The 16101-nt window shown below is 66.0% G+C and carries 17 protein-coding genes; 6 read left to right on the top strand and 11 right to left on the bottom strand.

The window, feature by feature from the left end:
* Window positions 1–42: 42 nt before the first annotated feature.
* Window positions 43–1248 (bottom strand): MFS transporter, encoded by a 1206-nt coding sequence (locus J2R78_RS15785; RefSeq protein ID WP_253605491.1) that lies wholly within the window; start codon window positions 1246–1248, stop codon window positions 43–45.
* 171 nt (window positions 1249–1419) lie between these two features.
* Between J2R78_RS15785 and gcvA the strand changes: the two genes are divergently transcribed.
* The gene (gene gcvA, locus J2R78_RS15780; RefSeq protein ID WP_253605489.1) at window positions 1420–2331 is read left to right on the top strand and encodes a transcriptional regulator GcvA; all 912 of its coding nucleotides are present in this window, start codon (window positions 1420–1422) and stop codon (window positions 2329–2331) included.
* Between the two features lie 13 nt (window positions 2332–2344).
* On the opposite strand, the gene rimM is transcribed toward gcvA, so the two are convergent.
* From rimM to ffh, 3 genes are all read right to left on the bottom strand, one after another.
* Entirely contained in the window at window positions 2345–2866 is a 522-nt protein-coding gene (gene rimM, locus J2R78_RS15775; RefSeq protein WP_253605487.1) for a ribosome maturation factor RimM, read from the bottom strand.
* Window positions 2867–2883: 17 nt separating this feature from the next.
* The gene (gene rpsP, locus J2R78_RS15770; RefSeq protein ID WP_016847621.1) at window positions 2884–3216 is read right to left on the bottom strand and encodes a 30S ribosomal protein S16; all 333 of its coding nucleotides are present in this window, start codon (window positions 3214–3216) and stop codon (window positions 2884–2886) included.
* A gap of 85 nt (window positions 3217–3301) precedes the next feature.
* The gene (ffh, locus tag J2R78_RS15765) at window positions 3302–4849 is read right to left on the bottom strand and encodes a signal recognition particle protein (protein WP_253605485.1); all 1548 of its coding nucleotides are present in this window, start codon (window positions 4847–4849) and stop codon (window positions 3302–3304) included.
* Between the two features lie 426 nt (window positions 4850–5275).
* Between ffh and J2R78_RS15760 the strand changes: the two genes are divergently transcribed.
* Window positions 5276–6340: an MBL fold metallo-hydrolase gene (locus J2R78_RS15760; protein ID WP_253605483.1), complete on the top strand. Its 1065-nt coding sequence runs from the start codon at window positions 5276–5278 to the stop codon at window positions 6338–6340.
* 248 nt (window positions 6341–6588) lie between these two features.
* On the opposite strand, the gene J2R78_RS15755 is transcribed toward J2R78_RS15760, so the two are convergent.
* Window positions 6589–7341 carry an SIMPL domain-containing protein gene (locus J2R78_RS15755; protein ID WP_253605481.1) on the bottom strand — a complete coding sequence of 251 codons (753 nt, stop codon included), beginning with the start codon at window positions 7339–7341 and terminating at the stop codon, window positions 6589–6591.
* Between the two features lie 5 nt (window positions 7342–7346).
* A complete protein-coding gene (locus J2R78_RS15750) occupies window positions 7347–8057 on the bottom strand; it encodes a GyrI-like domain-containing protein (RefSeq protein WP_028340834.1) in 711 nt (236 codons plus the stop codon).
* 183 nt (window positions 8058–8240) lie between these two features.
* Here J2R78_RS15750 and dapF point away from each other — a divergent pair, with 183 nt between their 5' ends.
* Together dapF and mtaB are read left to right on the top strand one after the other, a co-directional pair.
* A complete protein-coding gene (dapF, locus tag J2R78_RS15745; RefSeq protein ID WP_253605479.1) occupies window positions 8241–9128 on the top strand; it encodes a diaminopimelate epimerase in 888 nt (295 codons plus the stop codon).
* A gap of 18 nt (window positions 9129–9146) precedes the next feature.
* Complete coding sequence (gene mtaB, locus J2R78_RS15740; protein WP_253605471.1) at window positions 9147–10421, top strand: tRNA (N(6)-L-threonylcarbamoyladenosine(37)-C(2))-methylthiotransferase MtaB; 1275 nt, start codon at window positions 9147–9149, stop codon at window positions 10419–10421.
* A 262-nt stretch (window positions 10422–10683) separates the two neighbouring features.
* Here the strand turns inward: mtaB and J2R78_RS15735 are convergent, their stop codons facing one another.
* Complete coding sequence (locus tag J2R78_RS15735; RefSeq protein WP_253605469.1) at window positions 10684–11823, bottom strand: DUF2336 domain-containing protein; 1140 nt, start codon at window positions 11821–11823, stop codon at window positions 10684–10686.
* A 104-nt stretch (window positions 11824–11927) separates the two neighbouring features.
* The gene (locus tag J2R78_RS15730) at window positions 11928–12629 is read right to left on the bottom strand and encodes an RluA family pseudouridine synthase (protein WP_225163873.1); all 702 of its coding nucleotides are present in this window, start codon (window positions 12627–12629) and stop codon (window positions 11928–11930) included.
* Window positions 12630–12678: 49 nt separating this feature from the next.
* On the opposite strand from J2R78_RS15730, the gene ftsY reads away from it, so the two are divergent.
* Together ftsY and J2R78_RS15720 are read left to right on the top strand one after the other, a co-directional pair.
* Window positions 12679–13626 (top strand): signal recognition particle-docking protein FtsY, encoded by a 948-nt coding sequence (gene ftsY, locus J2R78_RS15725; protein ID WP_038384709.1) that lies wholly within the window; start codon window positions 12679–12681, stop codon window positions 13624–13626.
* 82 nt (window positions 13627–13708) lie between these two features.
* The gene (locus J2R78_RS15720) at window positions 13709–14311 is read left to right on the top strand and encodes a septation protein A (RefSeq protein ID WP_253605468.1); all 603 of its coding nucleotides are present in this window, start codon (window positions 13709–13711) and stop codon (window positions 14309–14311) included.
* Window positions 14312–14534: 223 nt separating this feature from the next.
* Here the strand turns inward: J2R78_RS15720 and J2R78_RS15715 are convergent, their stop codons facing one another.
* The 3 genes from J2R78_RS15715 to J2R78_RS15705 are packed head-to-tail and all read right to left on the bottom strand — an operon-like array spanning window position 14535 to window position 16097.
* Entirely contained in the window at window positions 14535–15128 is a 594-nt protein-coding gene (locus tag J2R78_RS15715) for a DsbE family thiol:disulfide interchange protein (RefSeq protein ID WP_057020936.1), read from the bottom strand.
* Window positions 15125–15304, bottom strand: a complete 180-nt coding sequence (ccmD, locus tag J2R78_RS15710; RefSeq protein WP_092087034.1) for a heme exporter protein CcmD — start codon at window positions 15302–15304, stop codon at window positions 15125–15127. The genes J2R78_RS15715 and ccmD overlap by 4 nt, the downstream gene beginning before the upstream one ends.
* 4 nt (window positions 15305–15308) lie before the next feature.
* Entirely contained in the window at window positions 15309–16097 is a 789-nt protein-coding gene (locus J2R78_RS15705; protein WP_092087037.1) for a heme ABC transporter permease, read from the bottom strand.
* Between the last annotated feature and the right edge of the window lie 4 nt (window positions 16098–16101).

The raw sequence follows: 16101 nt of genomic DNA, 5'->3' as shown, positions 1-16101 counted from the left end.
CGGATTGCGCTGCGCTTCATCCGGGCTACGGGCTAACCCACGTTATGGTAACGCCGCCTTCGGATCGTCAACGAGATGTCGCGCGAGGGCCACCGCGAGCGGACAGATCGCCAGCGCCGTGAGCGCGGTCGCAGCGGTGGCGAGCGACGGGCCGAGCGCGTCGCCAAGCAGGCCGTAGATAACAGGCGCGACGGCGCCCGATCCGATGGTGCCCGTGTAGAACAGCGCGAAAGCGCGCTCGGTCTGGTGTGCCGGCGTGAGCTCGGGCACTGTGCCGTAGAGCACCGAGGAGGTGCCGTTGAGCATCACGCCGAGCAGCGGCAGCAGCACGATGGCCGACGCCAGCGGCAACACCAGCACGGCCACGATCAGCGCCGCCGTACCACCTTCGGTGATCAGCACCGTGCGCAGCGTCCCGACCCGCGCGCCGAGCCATCCGCAGGTGAATTTTCCCGCCGCGCCGCCGATGAAGACCAGCGCCAGCGCAAGGCCGTTGGTCGGCAGCGAGGCGCCCTTGTCGCGCAACAGGAACGGCAGGAAGGTGAGAAAGCCCATCCTGACCGCGGTGTCGAGAATTCCGATCGCGAGCAGCCAGCGAAAGCCGCCGCCTGTGCTGGCGCCGCGCGATGCTGATGCCGCCTTTTGCTCGGCGCCCCTGCCGACGGCCGGCATCCAGAGCGCAATGCAGACCGCGACGAGCAAGCCTGCGAGAGCGAGCACGAGCAGCGTGTGCCGCCACGACATGATCACCAGCAGGATCGAGGTCAGGGCCGGGATCGCCGCCTTGCCGAGATCGCCCGAGAAATTGTAGATTCCGAGCGGCCCGCGCGCCGCCGTGCCGTAGGCGCGCGACACCGCGGCGGACGCGATCGGATGCTGCGTGCTCGACCCCGCGCCGGAGAGCGCGAGCGCTAGGCCGAGGCCAATTACGCCGCCCGAGAATCCAGCAAACGCGTAGCCGACTGCCGACAGCGCCGTGCCCGCGATCAGGATCACCTTGCCGTCGATCCGCTCCGCGATGCGTCCGACCGGAATCTGCAGCCCGGCCATGGCGCCGGCATAGAGCCCGCGCAGCAGCGCCAGCAGCCCGTAGCTCAGCGCAAATTCGGCCTGCCAGATCGGCAGCAGCACGTAGATGACGTCGGTGTAGCCGTCGTGGAGGGCGTGGTTGAGCCCGGTCACGGTCAGGGTGCGGGTTGACCGGACACGGTCGGGCCGCGTCGTGCCGGTTTCGGCCGACACGCTCATTGCCGCCCTTCAATGCAAGAAAATCTAAAGATTGGGCGGGCGAGCATCAGGAGGGGGCCTCAGAAAAGAAAGCTATACAAGGAGCTTGCATGGCAGTATGCGCCGCCAAGGCGCTTGTCACAAATCAGTAATAGTCGGATCATGCGTTAGAAAATCTTGCATTGAGGGATCATGTTCGTCCCACGCCGCAGCCTGCCGCCGCTCAATGCGGTGCGTGCCTTCGAGGCCGCCGCCCGGCTCGGCAGCTTCAAGGAAGCCGCCGCTGAGCTCAGCGTGACCCATGGCGCGGTCAGTCAGCAGATCCGCCTGCTCGAGGAATGGCTGGGGGCGCCGTCGCTGTTTCGGCGATCGGTGCGGCGCGTGGTGCTGACGCCGGCAGGCGCGGCATTGCTGGCAGAGTTCGCGCCCGCGCTCGACCGGATTTCCACCGCCGTGCAGCAGCATCGCGAGCGGCGCGGCGATCTGGCGGTCGCGGTGTTGCGCGTCAATGCGCTCGCGACCTTCAGCCTGCGCTGGCTGCTGCCGCGGATGAGCCGGTTTCGCGCCGAGCATCCGGATATCGAGGTACGCCTGAGCACGTCGAACGATCCGGTGGATGCGCTGCCGGAGTCCTTCGACGTCGTGATCCGCGGCGGCCCCGACACCTTCCACGGCTTCTCGTCGCGCTTCCTGGTGTCGGAGCGGAGATTGCCGGTGTGCAGTCCGTCGGTATTGGCGCAGCTGCCGCTCAATGAGATCGCGGACCTCTCCAGGCACACGCTGCTGCATGTCACGTCGATGCCGCGGCTGTGGCGCGACTGGCTCACCGAGGCCGGGCAATCCGCGCTGGAGCCGGCGGCCGCGCTGACCTTCGATCACTTCTATCTGACGATCCAGGCCGCGCTCGACAGTCTCGGCGTCGCGATGGGACCGACCGCGCTGATCGCGGATGATCTCGCGGCCGGGCGCCTGGTGACGCCGTTTCCGGATGTCAGCCTGCCGGCGCGGAGCTACTTCGCTTACTTCCCGGCGGGGCGCAGCAACGATCCGCACAGCGCGGTGTTCTGCGACTGGCTCGAGCAGCAGGGCCGGATGACGGGTTGAAAATTATTCTCGGTCAGGCGGCCGACGGATCGTCGCCGTCGATTTCCTTGGGCAGGTCGATCACCACGCGGCCGCCGTCGAGATCGACAGTCGGCACCACGGCATTGGTGAACGGCAGCAGCATCGTCGCGCCCTGCGGCGGGGCGATCTCGATGATGTCGCCGGCGCCGAAATTATGGATCGCGATCACCTTGCCGAGCGGCTGCTCCGTCGTCGTCACCGCGGCGAGCCCGATCAGATCGGTGTGGTAGTATTCGCCGTCGTCGGTGTCCGGCAGCCGGTCGCGCGGAACGTAGAGCTCGAGCCCGTTGAGCCGTTCGGCATCATCGCGGCTGGCGACGCCCTTCAGCGTCACCACCAGATGGTCCTTGGCTTCACGCACATGCGTGACCTCGAACTGGCGCCTGCCGTCCTTGGTCATCAGCGGACCGTAGTCCTTCACGGCCAGCGGATCTTCGGTGAAGGTCCAAAGCCTGACGGCGCCGCGCACGCCATGCGCAGCGCCGATACGGGCGACACAGACCGGTGCAGCCACCGTGGTCGCCGTTCAGCTTAGGCCTTGGCGGCGGCTTCGGCCTGCGCCTTGCGCTCCTTGCGCGGCACGGCCTTTTCCGGGTTGTTGCGCGGCGCGCGCTTCTTGACGCCGGCGGCGTCGAGGAAGCGGGTCACGCGATCCGACGGCTGCGCGCCCTTGGCGAGCCAGGCCTTCACCTTGTCCATGTCGAGCTTCAGGCGCGACTCGTTGTCCTTCGGCAGCAGCGGGTTGAAGTGGCCGAGACGCTCGATGAAGCGGCCATCGCGCGGGAAGCGCGAGTCGGCGACGACGACGTGATAGACCGGACGCTTCTTGGTGCCTGCGCGAGCGAGGCGGATAACAACGGACATTCAGTTCTCCTTCAAAGGTCGATGTGTTCGATTGATTGGCATTCCGCGTCGCGCCGGCCGTATGCGAGCCGTCGCGACGAATTCCTCATTTCTTCTTGCCCGGGAAGCCGCCGAGGCCCGGCAGCATCGGCTTGCCGGAAAGGCCGGTCAGGCCCGGCACGTTCGGCAGGCCGCCGCGCAGCCCGGCCGGCAAATCCTTCGGCAGATTGGGCAGGCCGCCGCCGGCGCCGCCCTGCATCTTCTCGGCGAGCGCCTTCATCTCCTCGGCCGAGGGCGGCTTCATGCCGCCGCCGAATCCCATCGCCTGCGCGATGCCGGCGAGCGGGCCGCGTTTGCCGCTTCCCATGGCCTTCATCATGTCGGCCATGTTCCGATGCATCTTCAGCAGCTTGTTGACGTGCTCGACGCTCTGGCCAGCACCTGCCGCGATGCGCTTCTTGCGGCTCGCCTTCAAGAGGTCCGGGTTCTTGCGCTCCTGCCGCGTCATCGAGTCGATGATCGCGACCTGGCGCTTCAAGATCTTGTCGTCGATGCCGGCCGCCGCGATCTGGTTCTTCATCTTGGAGATGCCGGGCATCATGCCCATCAGGCCGCCGATGCCGCCCATATTGGCCATCTGCTGCAGCTGCTCGCGCATGTCGTTGAGGTCGAACTGACCCTTGCGCATGCGTTCGGCGGTGCGCGCGGCCTTCTCGGCGTCGATATTGGCGGCGGCCTTCTCGACCAGCGAGACGACGTCGCCCATGCCGAGGATGCGGCCGGCGATGCGGTTCGGATGGAAGTCTTCCAGCGCGTCGGTCTTTTCGCCGGTGCCGATCAGCTTGATCGGCTTGCCGGTGACCGCGCGCATCGACAGCGCGGCGCCGCCGCGGCCGTCGCCGTCAACGCGCGTCAGCACGATGCCGGTGAGGCCGACGCGCTCGTCGAACGAGCGCGCGAGGTTGACCGCGTCCTGGCCGGTGAGGCTATCCGCGACCAGCAGCACTTCGTGCGGGTTGGCGGCGGCTTTGATCTCGGCCGCCTCCTTCATCATGTCTTCGTCGAGCGTGGTGCGGCCGGCGGTGTCGAGCAGCACGACGTCGTAGCCGCCGAGCTTGCCGGCCTCCAACGCGCGCCTTGCGATCTGCGGCGGCATCTGGCCGGCGACGATCGGCAGCGTCGGAATGTCGAGGTCGCGGCCGAGCACCGCGAGCTGTTCCATCGCCGCCGGGCGGTAGACGTCGAGCGAGGCCATCAGCACCTTGCGCTTGTCGCGCTGGACCATGCGGCGCGCGAGCTTTGCGGTGGTGGTGGTCTTACCGGAGCCTTGCAGACCGACCATCATGATCGGCACCGGCGGCACGGAGTTGATATCGATGGTCTGGCCGTCGGAGCCGAGCGTGGCGACGAGCTCGTCATGGACGATCTTCACCACCATCTGGCCCGGCGTCACCGACTTGACGACGGTGGCGCCGATCGCCTGCTCGCGGACCCGGTCGATGAAGGTACGGACCACCTCGAGCGCGACGTCGGCCTCGAGCAGCGCGCGGCGCACCTCGCGCATTGCGGCATCGACGTCCTTTTCGGTCAGCGCACCGCGCCCCGTCAGACGATCGAGAATGCCACCAAGCCGTTCCGACAGATTGTCGAACAATGCCGTTGTCCTCTTTTACCTCTCCCCGCCTGCGGGGAGAGGTCGCCGCGCATTTGCGCGGCGGGTGAGGGGGTACAGGGCAATCCACACGCACAGTGCGCGGAGAGAGCTCCTCACCCCGACCCTCTCCCCGCAAGAGCGGGGCGAGGGAGAAGGAAATCCAAACACTTTCGCGCCCGAGGGCGCATCGCGCTGTCGGGCGTTGGCCTCTGGCCTCCAGGACCAGTCGGCGGGTCGAAAAGACGGAGCTTTCCGAGAAAGTGGCCGGGTTAAACGCTGCCGGGGCGGCAAAGTCAAGGAAAGTTTCGCTGAAATCCGCTCAGTCTGGACAGTAAGGTACTGAAATCACGTCGATTTGCCCTATTGGTTCCGAATTCGCCGCTGCCACCCATATAACCGGAGCCTGCCTCCTATTCCGGAACCCGCGTGCTGATCACCCGCCGCCGCCTTCTCGCAACCTTGACCGGAGCCGCCGCAGCGATCGGTGTGCCCTCGATCTGGATGACGACCATGAAAACCTACGACGGCCCCGTGTCCGATCATTTCGACGGCCTGCACTTCTTCGATCCGGACGGCTCGCCACCGAAATCGCTTGGTGAGGTGCTGCGCTGGCAGTTCGGGGGCGGCCGGAAGCGCGCAGTCTGGCCGGAATGGGCGCCGAGCCCCCATGCCGATACGCCGCCGCCCCGCGTCGAGGGCGACAAGGTGCGGCTCTGTTTCGTCGGTCATGCCAGCTGGCTGATCCAGACCGCGGGCCTCAACATCCTGTTCGATCCGGTGTGGTCGATGCGGGCCTCGCCGTTCAGCTTCGCCGGGCCGAAGCGGCACAACGATCCCGGCATCGCATTCGATAAACTGCCCAGGATCGATGTCGTGCTGGTGTCGCACGGCCACTACGACCATCTCGACGTCGCGACGCTGTCGAAGCTCGCGGGGGCATTTGGTCCTCGCGTGATCACACCGCTCGGCAACGACGTCACGATGCGCGCATCCGATGCCGCGATCAAAGCCGAGGCCTTCGACTGGCATCAGCGCGTCGAGCTCGGCAATGGCCTTGCCGTGACACTGGTGCCGACGCGGCACTGGTCGGCGCGCGGGCTGTTCGATCGCAACAAGGCGTTGTGGGCGAGTTTTGTTTTGGAGACGCCGGCCGGCAAGCTCTACATCGTTGGCGATTCCGGCTACGGCGACGGAGGACATTTCCGCCGGGTGGCCGAGGCGTATGGACCGTTGCAGCTCGCGATCCTGCCGATCGGCGCCTATGAGCCGCGCTGGTTCATGCGCGACCAGCACATGAACCCGGAGGATGCGGTGAAGGCGTTGGCCGATTGCGGCGCCGCCCAGGCGCTGGCGCATCACCACGGCACATTCCAGTTGACCGACGAGGCGATCGACGCGCCCGCGATCGCGCTTGGCGAAGCGCTCGATGCGGCGAGCGTGCCGCGCGAGAAGTTTCTGACGTTGAAGCCCGGGCAGGTGTTCGAGATTTAGAGCGATAAGTAGCCCGGATGAAGCGCAGCGTAATCCGGGAAAGTCCATCCGCGGAGAAGTCGGCCCCGGATTGCGCTGCGCTTCATCCGGGCTACGATTTCACCCCCCTTGAAAAAGGGAGGTCGCTTTGCTCGTCAGGGCAAAGCGGGTGGGGATCTGCTCCCTCCACTTGCAGCGGAGCCTGCGGCTGACCCCCATCCCGACCTTCCCCCTTTCAGGGGGGAAGGAGACGAGAGATCTGTAGCCTCTTACTTCTCCTTGATCGCCCAGGAGACGCTGACATTGACCGTCAGCGTTTCCTCGCCTTGCGCCACCGGCGTCGGCGCGGCGAAGCCGGCCGTTGCCATCTTGGGACGGAACACCGGTACCGGCGCCGAGCCGACCTCCGCAATATTCACGGGTGCGCCGAGCGTGACGCCGGCGGCCTTGGCGTAGATCTCGGCCTTGCGGCGGGCGTCGGCGATCGCCTTTTCGCGCGCCTCGTCGAGCAGCTTCGAGGCCTGCGACACCGAGAAATTGAGCCCGCCGATATCGTTGGCGCCGGCGCCGACCAGCACGTCGATGACGCTGGCGACCTTGCTTACATCGTGCAGCCTGATCGTGACGCGATTGCTCGCATGGTAGCTGACGATGCTGGGCGGGGCGTTCGGCGACGACGGCCCACGATTGGCGAATTGCGGCTGCAGCGACAGCCGCGAGGTCTGAAAGTCCTTCTCCGCGATCCCGGCGCCCTTCAGCGCGGCCAGCACCTTGCCCATCGTCACATTGTTGGCTTCGGCGGCTTCGCGTGCGGTCTTGGCGTCGGTGGTGACGCCCGCGTCAAGCTGCGCCTGGTCGGGCGGCGCCGACACGGTCGCCTCGCCGGTGACCGAAACCGCCGGCGGAAAGTCGTCATTGGCCAGTACGGGCGCAGCCAGCAGCGTGGTCGCGATCAGGGGGACGGCGAAGGAGAGGCCGAAGGGGAGGCCGAAGGGGAGGCCAAGGAGAAGGCGATGGGTCATCTGGCTCACTTCAGGGGTACGTAGACGTTGATCACAAGCTTGTCCTCCGCGGTCTTCAGCGGATCGGTGATGTATTCCTCGATAAAGGTGTCCTTGGCTTCGAGCTTCTTGTCGTCGAGGTGGTTGGTGATCGCCTCATAGGTGTTGTCCATGTTGTCGTAGGAACCGCGATGGACGAACTTCAGCGCCTTGCCGTCAGGCGAATTGCCCATGCTCATGTTCTTGCCGAGGTTCTTGACGTCCTGATCGACCGGGATCTCGGCGATGAAGGTGAAGCCGGTGTCGTCGGTCGAGGTGTAGACGATCATCGGATTGCCCGCTGCCTTGACGCCGTCCTTGTCGAGCAGCGCGGTGAGCTGCTTGAACGCCTCGATCAGCGCGTCGAAGGCGGAATCCCAATTGGCGGTGCCCTTCAGCATCACGACCTTCTTCGGCTCCAGCGTGAACGGCTCGCCGAAGGGATCGGCGGTCTGCACTGGGGCGGCCGGCGCCGGCGCCGGGGTCTGCGCTGCGGCCGGGCTGTCGGCCGGCGACTTGGTCTCGGCCGGCGGGGGCACCGGCGTCGCCGACGGTGCAGGGGCAGGGGTCGGGCTCGGGCTCGCTGCGGGAGCGGGCGAGGCTGACGGCGACTGGGCAGGGGCCGGGCTTGCCAGTGCGATCGCGGCCAAGGGCAGCAGCGCGACCAGGGCGGCGCGGAGCGTGTTGATACGGTTCATTGGTTTTTCTCCATCCCCTGCCTCGAACGGCCGCTCGATCTGTCCCGGCGCGCGGTCCGCGAGGTGCGATATTCCTAACACGCAAGTTCTGCATTCGTCCCATGACAGATGTGTCATGGGGCCATTCAGGCTGGCTAACTGGCCACCACTCGCCATATAACCGGGCAGAATTTGGGAAAATCGATGAGCGCGCTCGCCAATCACGCATTCGCCAAGATGAACGGCATCGGCAACGAGATCGTCGTCGTCGACCTGCGCGATTCAGCGGCACAAGGTCGGGCACAGGTGTCGGCAGCGGAGGCGCGCGCCGTGGCTTCGCCGGCGGGCGGCGTGCCCTATGACCAGCTGATGGTGCTGCAGCCGCCGCGGCTCGACGGCACCGAAGCGTTCATCTCGATCTACAACAATGACGGCTCGGAGGCCGGGGCCTGCGGCAACGGCATGCGCTGCGTGGTGCGGCGGATTTTCGAGAAGACCGGCCAGACATCAGCGACGTTCCAGACCCGCGCCGGCCTGCTCAGTTGCTGGCAGGGGCCGGCGCCCGATCTCTACACCGTCGACATGGGCGCGCCGAAGTTCGGCTGGCAGGACATTCCGCTGGCTGAGGAATTTCGCGACACCCGCTACATCGAGCTGCAGGTCGGGCCGATCGACAATCCGGTGTTGCATTCGCCCTCGGTGGTCTCGATGGGCAATCCGCATGCGATCTTCTGGGTCGATGACGTCAATGCCTACGATCTCGAACGTTTCGGCCCGCTTTTGGAAAACCACCCGATCTTTCCGGAACGCGCCAACATCACCCTCGCCCATATCGTCGATCGCGACCACATCACGATCCGCACCTGGGAACGCGGCGCCGGCCTCACCAGAGCGTGCGGCTCGGCGGCCTGCGCGACGGCGGTTGCGGCGGCGCGGCTGAAGCGTGCCAATCGCATCGTCGAGATCACGCTGCCCGGCGGCAAGCTCGGCATCGAATGGCGCGAGCGCGACGATCACGTGCTGATGACCGGCACCGCCGATTTCGAATATGAGGGCCGCTTCGATCCGGCGCTGTTCGCCAGCATTGCTTGATCGGGCGTGAGATCGGTTATGGGCGTCGATGTCGTCACCTTTGGCTGCCGCCTCAATTCCTTCGAATCTGAGGTGATCCGCCGCGAGGCGGAGCAGGCGGGGCTTTCGGACACCATCGTCATCAACAGTTGCGCCGTTACCAACGAGGCGGTGGCGCAGGCGCGGCAATCGATCCGCAAGCTGAAACGCGAACGCCCGCATGCGCGCATCGTCGTCACCGGCTGTGCGGCGCAGACGCAAATTCGGATGTTCGCCGAGATGGCCGAGGTCGATCGCGTCGTCGGCAATGACGAGAAGATGCGTGGCGACGCCTGGCAGGCGACGCGTGCAGCTTTCGAGGCGCCGTTCGGCATCGATGCGAGCGAGAAGGTCGCGGTCGCCGACATCATGGCGGTGACCGAGATGGCGCCGCATCTGCTCGACGGCTTCGAGCGCGGCCTGCCGCGGGTGTTCGTTCAGGTGCAGAACGGCTGCGATCATCGCTGCACCTTCTGCATCATCCCCTACGGCCGCGGCAATTCGCGCTCGGTGCCGATGGGCGCGGTGGTCGATCAGGTCCGCGCGCTGGTCGAGCGCGGCCATGCCGAGATCGTGCTGACCGGCGTCGATCTCACGAGCTATGGCGCCGACCTGCCCGGCGCGCCGAAACTCGGCCAGTTGACCCGGCAGATCCTGCGCCATGTGCCCGAGCTGAAGCGGCTGCGCATCTCGTCGATCGATTCGATCGAGGCGGATCGCGACCTGCTCGATGTCATCGCCGACGATGCGCGGCTGATGCCGCATCTGCATCTGTCGTTGCAGTCCGGCGACGACATGATCCTGAAGCGGATGAAGCGCCGGCATTCGCGGAAGGACGCGATCGATTTCTGCGCGCGGGTCCGGCGGCTGCGGCCGGACATCGCTCTCGGCGCCGACATCATCGCGGGCTTCCCGACCGAAACTGAAGAAATGTTCGCGCGCTCGCTCGATCTGGTCGCGGAATGCGATCTCACCTTCCTGCACGTGTTTCCCTATTCGAAGCGCCCGGGAACGCCCGCCGCGCGAATGCCGCAAGTTGCCGGCGGGGCTATCAAGGAGCGCGCCAGGCGGCTGCGCGCGGCCGGCGAAGCCGCGCTGTTGCGCCGGCTTGATGCGGAAGTCGGCGCGACGCGCGAGGTGCTGATCGAGAGCGAGCGGCAGGGCCGCACCGAGCACTTCCTGCCGGTCGCGATCGAGAGAGATGTGCCGGGCATGGTGCGCGCGATGACTATCCGCGGCCATGACGGTGCGCGGCTCATTGCATCGGGCTGCTGAGAAAGTTCGCTCCCATTGTCGTCCCGGCGCAGGCCGGGACCCATTACCCCAGATCTCAATTGCTGAGCGACGCTAGGGCCGCGATCTCGCACGGTCACCGAATGCGGTGGTTATGGGTCCCGGCCTGCGCCGGGACGACGAATGTGGGGAGTCGCGCATGGCGCTTCCGGAGCAGCGGATCGCCGGCATTCGCGGGTGATGACACTGAACCAGCTGTTTGACGGGTTGCTCGATACCCATCGCGTCATCGTGCATGACGCACTCAGTGCGTGCGCCCGCCCAGCCTTGCCGGCTGCGACGCGCGAACCTGCCAGAACCGCAGCAGGCGATCGGCGTTTTCGCGGGTCAATTTCGTGAACTGGCTCTTCGCATGGGCGAGTTCGACCGGTCCCATGGAGCCGGTGGTATAGCGACATTCCATTACCGCGGCGGTGGTATCCCAACTCAGGCCTGCCGCCCGGCACGGCACCAGCAGACCTTCACTGCGCAGGCTTTGCATCAAGGAGCGGATGACCTCGATGTTCGACTGCGCAAGATACGCCAGCGCAACGATGGTCTCTTCATATTTTCGCTGCCTGGCGAAACCGAGCAGTGAGGCTTCGTTGAGCTTGCCGTCGTCCTTCAGCTTCGCGACGTGGTGCTTGGCCGCGGTGAAGTCGCGGACTTGCGACATGTCGCGCTCGACGCCGGCGGCGACCGCGGCGATCGCATGCCGGATCTCTTCGAACAGATAGGGCGGGGCGCGCTCCAGCAGACGGCCGCGAACCTCTTCCGTCGCGCGGCGCAGGAGTTGAAGGCGGAGCTCCGACGGCAGGTCCGCGCGAATGCCGGTCTCGACCGCAAGGACCGGATCGTGCTCGGCCTGCGCGAGGATGACGGCAAATCCGCCCGGCGATACTTTGGCGCCGGGATTGGTGACCAGGCGGTGGCTCACGCTCGCAAAGCGACGCGCCAGAAGCGCGTCAGTGACGGCCTCCTTCAGCCACCAGCGGCCGGCGACGGCGAGCAGATGCTGCTCGCTCTTGGTCCGTGCGATCTCGACCAGATCGTCCGCGCTGAGCCGCGACGATTCCTGCAGGATCGGCCGCGCGATCCTGATCTCGTCATTGCTGGCGAGACGGCGAATGATCGCGGGCGGTGCCTGGGCGACCGGTGCGAGCTGCTCGCTGATGTCGGTGAGCGCCATCCGAGCGCTGATGTCGGCGAGCGCGCGCAACTCGATGGTCTTCACCAGACGCTCGAGCACGTTGTCGAACAGCTCGATCTGTTCGCTGTTGAACTTGCCGGCGGATGCGAGGAAGAGGCTGGTGACGCGCCTTGCCGTGGCCAGGCATTTATCGGCGGAGCCCGCGCGTATCGCAGCCTCGACCTCGTCGACAATTGCTTGTCCATCATTCAGCATTGCTCGTCCTGAGCCGTCGCGGCGCGCTTTTCTAAGCCGCCTTCAGGACTAGCGGATGGGCCTGAATGTTCCGTAAAGGATAATTCTCCGTAAAATCACGGAGGCTACTGCCCGTTCCAGCCGCAGGCCTTGAGCCGCTCCCGCATGTGTTCGGGTGCCGGCGCGACCACATGCACCGGGTCCTTGTTCCTGGAGATCGGGATGCCGATCTCGCGGGAATGCAGATGCAGGGTCGGCTCACCGAAGCGCGGACCATTGCCATAGATATTGTCGCCGACGATCGGCCAGCCCATCGCCGCCGAATGCACCCGCAGCTGATGGGTGCGGCCGGTGACCGGCTCCATCGCGAGCCAGGTCAGGCCGTCGCCACGCCCCAGCACCTTCCAGTTGGTGATCGCCTTCTGGCCATTCGGGTCCGGCTTCTGCCACCAGCCGCGCTCGGCGTTGAGTCGGCCGAGCGGCATGTCGATGGTGCCTTCATCCTCGGCAGGGCCGCCCTCGACCACGGTCCAATAGGTCTTCGAGATCTTGCTGTGCTTGAACAACAGCCCGAGCGAGGCGGTTGCCTTGCGGTGACGTCCCAGGACGAGGCAGCCCGAGGTGTCCTTGTCCAGCCGATGCGCCAGCACCGGCGGCCGCGGCAGGCCGAACCGCAGCGCGTCGAACGAGGCCTCCAGATTGGGGCCGCCCTTGGGACCGCGATGCACCGGAAGGCCGGCCGGCTTGTCGATCACCAGCATCAGCCCGTCGCGGTGGAGCACCCGGCCCAGGATTTCTTCCGCAGTCAATTGGGGAACATCGATCAATTCGTCGAGACTTTCGTTTATGGGCCGAAACGGCTAACACGTCCGCGCCATGAACGATACCACTGCGGGAACTCCAAAACAGAGCTGGTGGCAGCGGCTGAAGGGCGGCCTGAAGCGGACCTCGAGTTCGATCGGGACCGCGGTCGCCGACCTCGTCACCAAGCGCAAGCTCGATTCGGCCATGCTCGATGACATCGAGGATGTGCTGCTGCGCGCCGATCTCGGTACCGATGTCGCGGTCCGCATTGCGGAGGCTGTCGGCAAGGGGCGCTACGATAAGGCGATCTCGGCCGACGAGGTCAAGGACGTCGTCGCGACCGAGGTCGAGAAGGTGCTGTCGCCGGTGGCGAAGCCGCTCGAGATCGATACCGCGAAGCAGCCGTTCGTCATCCTGGTGGTCGGCGTCAACGGCTCCGGCAAGACCACGACGATCGGCAAGCTGGCCGCGAAATTCTCCGCCGAGGGCCGCAAGGTCATGCTGGCCGCCGGCGACACCTTCCGCGCCGCGGCGATCGAGCAGCTCAAGGTTTGGGGCGAGCGCACCAAGTCGCCGGTGATATCAGGCGCCCAGGGCTCGGATTCGGCGAGCCTTGCCTTCAGCGCGCTGACCGCGGCCAAGGAGCAGCAGCGCGACGTGCTGCTGATCGACACCGCCGGCCGCCTGCAGAACAAGTCCGAGCTGATGAACGAATTGGAAAAGGTCGTGCGCGTCATCAGGAAGGTCGATGCGTCGGCGCCGCACGCGGTGCTGCTCGTGCTCGACGCCACGGTGGGACAAAATGCGTTGTCGCAAGTCGAGGCGTTTCATCGTACGGCAGGCGTCACGGGGCTCGTGATGACCAAGCTTGACGGCACGGCGCGCGGCGGCATCCTTGTCGCGCTGTCGGAGAAGCACAAGCTGCCGGTACATTTCATCGGCGTCGGCGAAGGCGTCGAGGACCTCGCGCCCTTCGCGGCGAAGGATTTTGCCAAGGCAATTGCTGGAATCGAGGCATGACCCCGACCCGAAGGGCCGCGTTAGCGCAAAGTGGACACCGGTTTTCGGATCGGGTCATGCCTCAAATCAAAGTAGAGAGTTGATGGACAAGACCCAGCCGCATCCGCTGTTCAAGCTGGCGACCGAACTCGGGCCACTGCTCGTGTTCTTTATCGCCAACGCCAAGTACCATCTGTTCGTCGCGACCGGCGCGTTCATGGTGGCGATCGTGGCCGCGATAATCGCATCCTATGTGGTGACCAGGCACGTGCCGATCATGGCGCTGGTGACCGGCGCGATCGTCTTGGTGTTCGGCACGCTGACGCTGGTGCTGCACGACGAGACCTTCATCAAGGTCAAGCCGACCATCATCTACGGGCTGTTCGCGGCCGTGCTCGGCGGCGGGCTGTTGTTCGGCCGGTCCTTCATCGCCATCATGTTCGACCAGGTGTTCAACCTGACGCCGCAGGGCTGGCGCATCCTCACCATGCGCTGGGCGCTGTTCTTCGCCGGCATGGCGGTGCTCAACGAGCTCGTCTGGCGCACGCAGACCACCGATTTCTGGGTGAACTTCAAGGTGTTCGGCGTGACGCCGCTGACCATGATCTTCGCCATCGCCCAGATGCCGCTGACCAAGCGCTATCACCTCGAGCCGGTCTCGCTGGAGGCGAGCGAGGCCGACGCGGGCGACGTGCGGAAGGGGTGATCAGCACTCTGCTCCCTCGCCCCCGCTCTCTTGTCCGCCGAAGCCCGCCTTCGGGCGAAGGCGGATGCGGGGAGAGGGTTGGGGTGAGGGGTCTCTCCACGGATAGGCTCGGAGTTTGTTACAAACACCGTCCAAAGTCCCTCACCCGAAATTCCTGCTTCGCGCGAATTTCGACCTCTCCCCGTAAAGGACGGGGAGAGGGAGGGCCAATAAGCCGCTGTCGCTAGCTGCCCGCCGCGAGCGCCTTCTCGATCTCGGCCTTGAGCACGCGGTTGACGTTGTCCGGCGTCACCGGGCCGACCAGCTTGTAGACGATGGTACCCTCGCGCCCGACCAGGAAGGTCTCGGGCACGCCATAAACGCCCCATTCGATCGAGGCGCGGCCGTTGCCGTCGACGCCGACGATGCCGAATGGATTGCCGTAGCGGCCGAGGAAGCGCCGGGCATTCTCGGGCGAGTCCTTGTAGTTGATGCCGATGATCTGGAAGCGCTTGTCCTTGCCGAGCTCGGTCAGCAGCGGCGCCTCGTCGTGGCAGGGCACGCACCACGACGCCCAGACATTGACGACCGAGACCTTGCCCTTGAAGGCGGCGGGATCGAGACCGGGGACAGGCGCGCCGTCCCGCACCAGGCCGTCGAGCGCGGGCAGCGCGGTCTGCGGCGCCGGCCGGCCGATCAGCGCCGACGGGATTTTCGAGGGATCGCCGCCATAGAGCCGCAGCAGGAACAGCCCGGCGAGGCCGAGGAAGATCAGCAGCGGCAGCACCACCAGCAGGCGGCGGGCTTGCGGCGGGCTGTTGGTCGCCTGATCGCTCATCCTATATCCGCCGCACTGCGGCCGGAGCGGCGCGTCACGCCGCTGGCCTCGATCTCCCTGAGACGCGCCTGTTGCCGGCGATAGTCGGCGATGATCCAGACGATCAGCAGCAGCACAACCGCCGCGACCAGCGCGTAGGACGTCACGATGAAGGAGGCGTAGGGACCAAGCGCCATCGTATCACGCCGCTCCAATTTCGTTTGACGCGGTTGCTTGCGAACCGCCGCCCACCTCGCTCGTGAACGAGACGCGGCTCGCCTGCATCATCTGCAGGCTGCGCACGCGCCGGCGCAGGATCTCGTTGCGCATCGCCGCCAGGTGCAAGGTGATGAACAGCAGCGAGAACGCGATCGCCATCACCAGCAGCGGCCACAGGAACGCCTTGTCGAGCGTCGGCCCGCCCGCGCGAAACACCGAGGCCGGCTGATGCAGCGTGTTCCACCAGTCGACCGAGAACTTGATGATCGGGATGTTGATCGCGCCTACCAGCGTGAGCACCGCCGCCGCCCGCGCCGCACGCGACGGGTCCTCCACCGCGCGCCACAGCGCCATCAGGCCGAGATACATCAGGAACAGGATCAAGACCGAGGTCAGGCGTGCATCCCACTCCCAATAGGTGCCCCACATCGGCCGGCCCCACAGCGAGCCGGTGACGAGCGCAAGGAAGGTGAAGGCGGCGCCGATCGGAGCTGCGGCTTTCGCGGCGACGTCGGCGAGGGGATGTCGCCACACGAGGGTGCCGAGCGCGGCCACGCTCATGACGCCCCAGACGAACATCGACAACCACGCATTCGGCACGTGGATGAACATGATCTTCACCGTGGCGCCCTGCTGGTAGTCGTCGGGCGCCATCGCCGACTGGTAGAGCCCGATCGCGAGCAGGATCGTGGTCACGCCCGCGAGCCACGGCAGGATGCGCGCGGTCAGCGCCAGAAACTTGGTCGGGTTGGCGAGGTCGGTCAGCGTCATGACA

The sequence above is a fragment of the Bradyrhizobium sp. USDA 4538 genome, from assembly GCF_024171045.1.
Lineage (GTDB): Bacteria > Pseudomonadota > Alphaproteobacteria > Rhizobiales > Xanthobacteraceae > Bradyrhizobium > Bradyrhizobium australafricanum.
The sequence above is the reverse complement of the archived record's forward strand: the minus strand, read 5'-3'. Positions and strand labels throughout refer to the sequence as shown.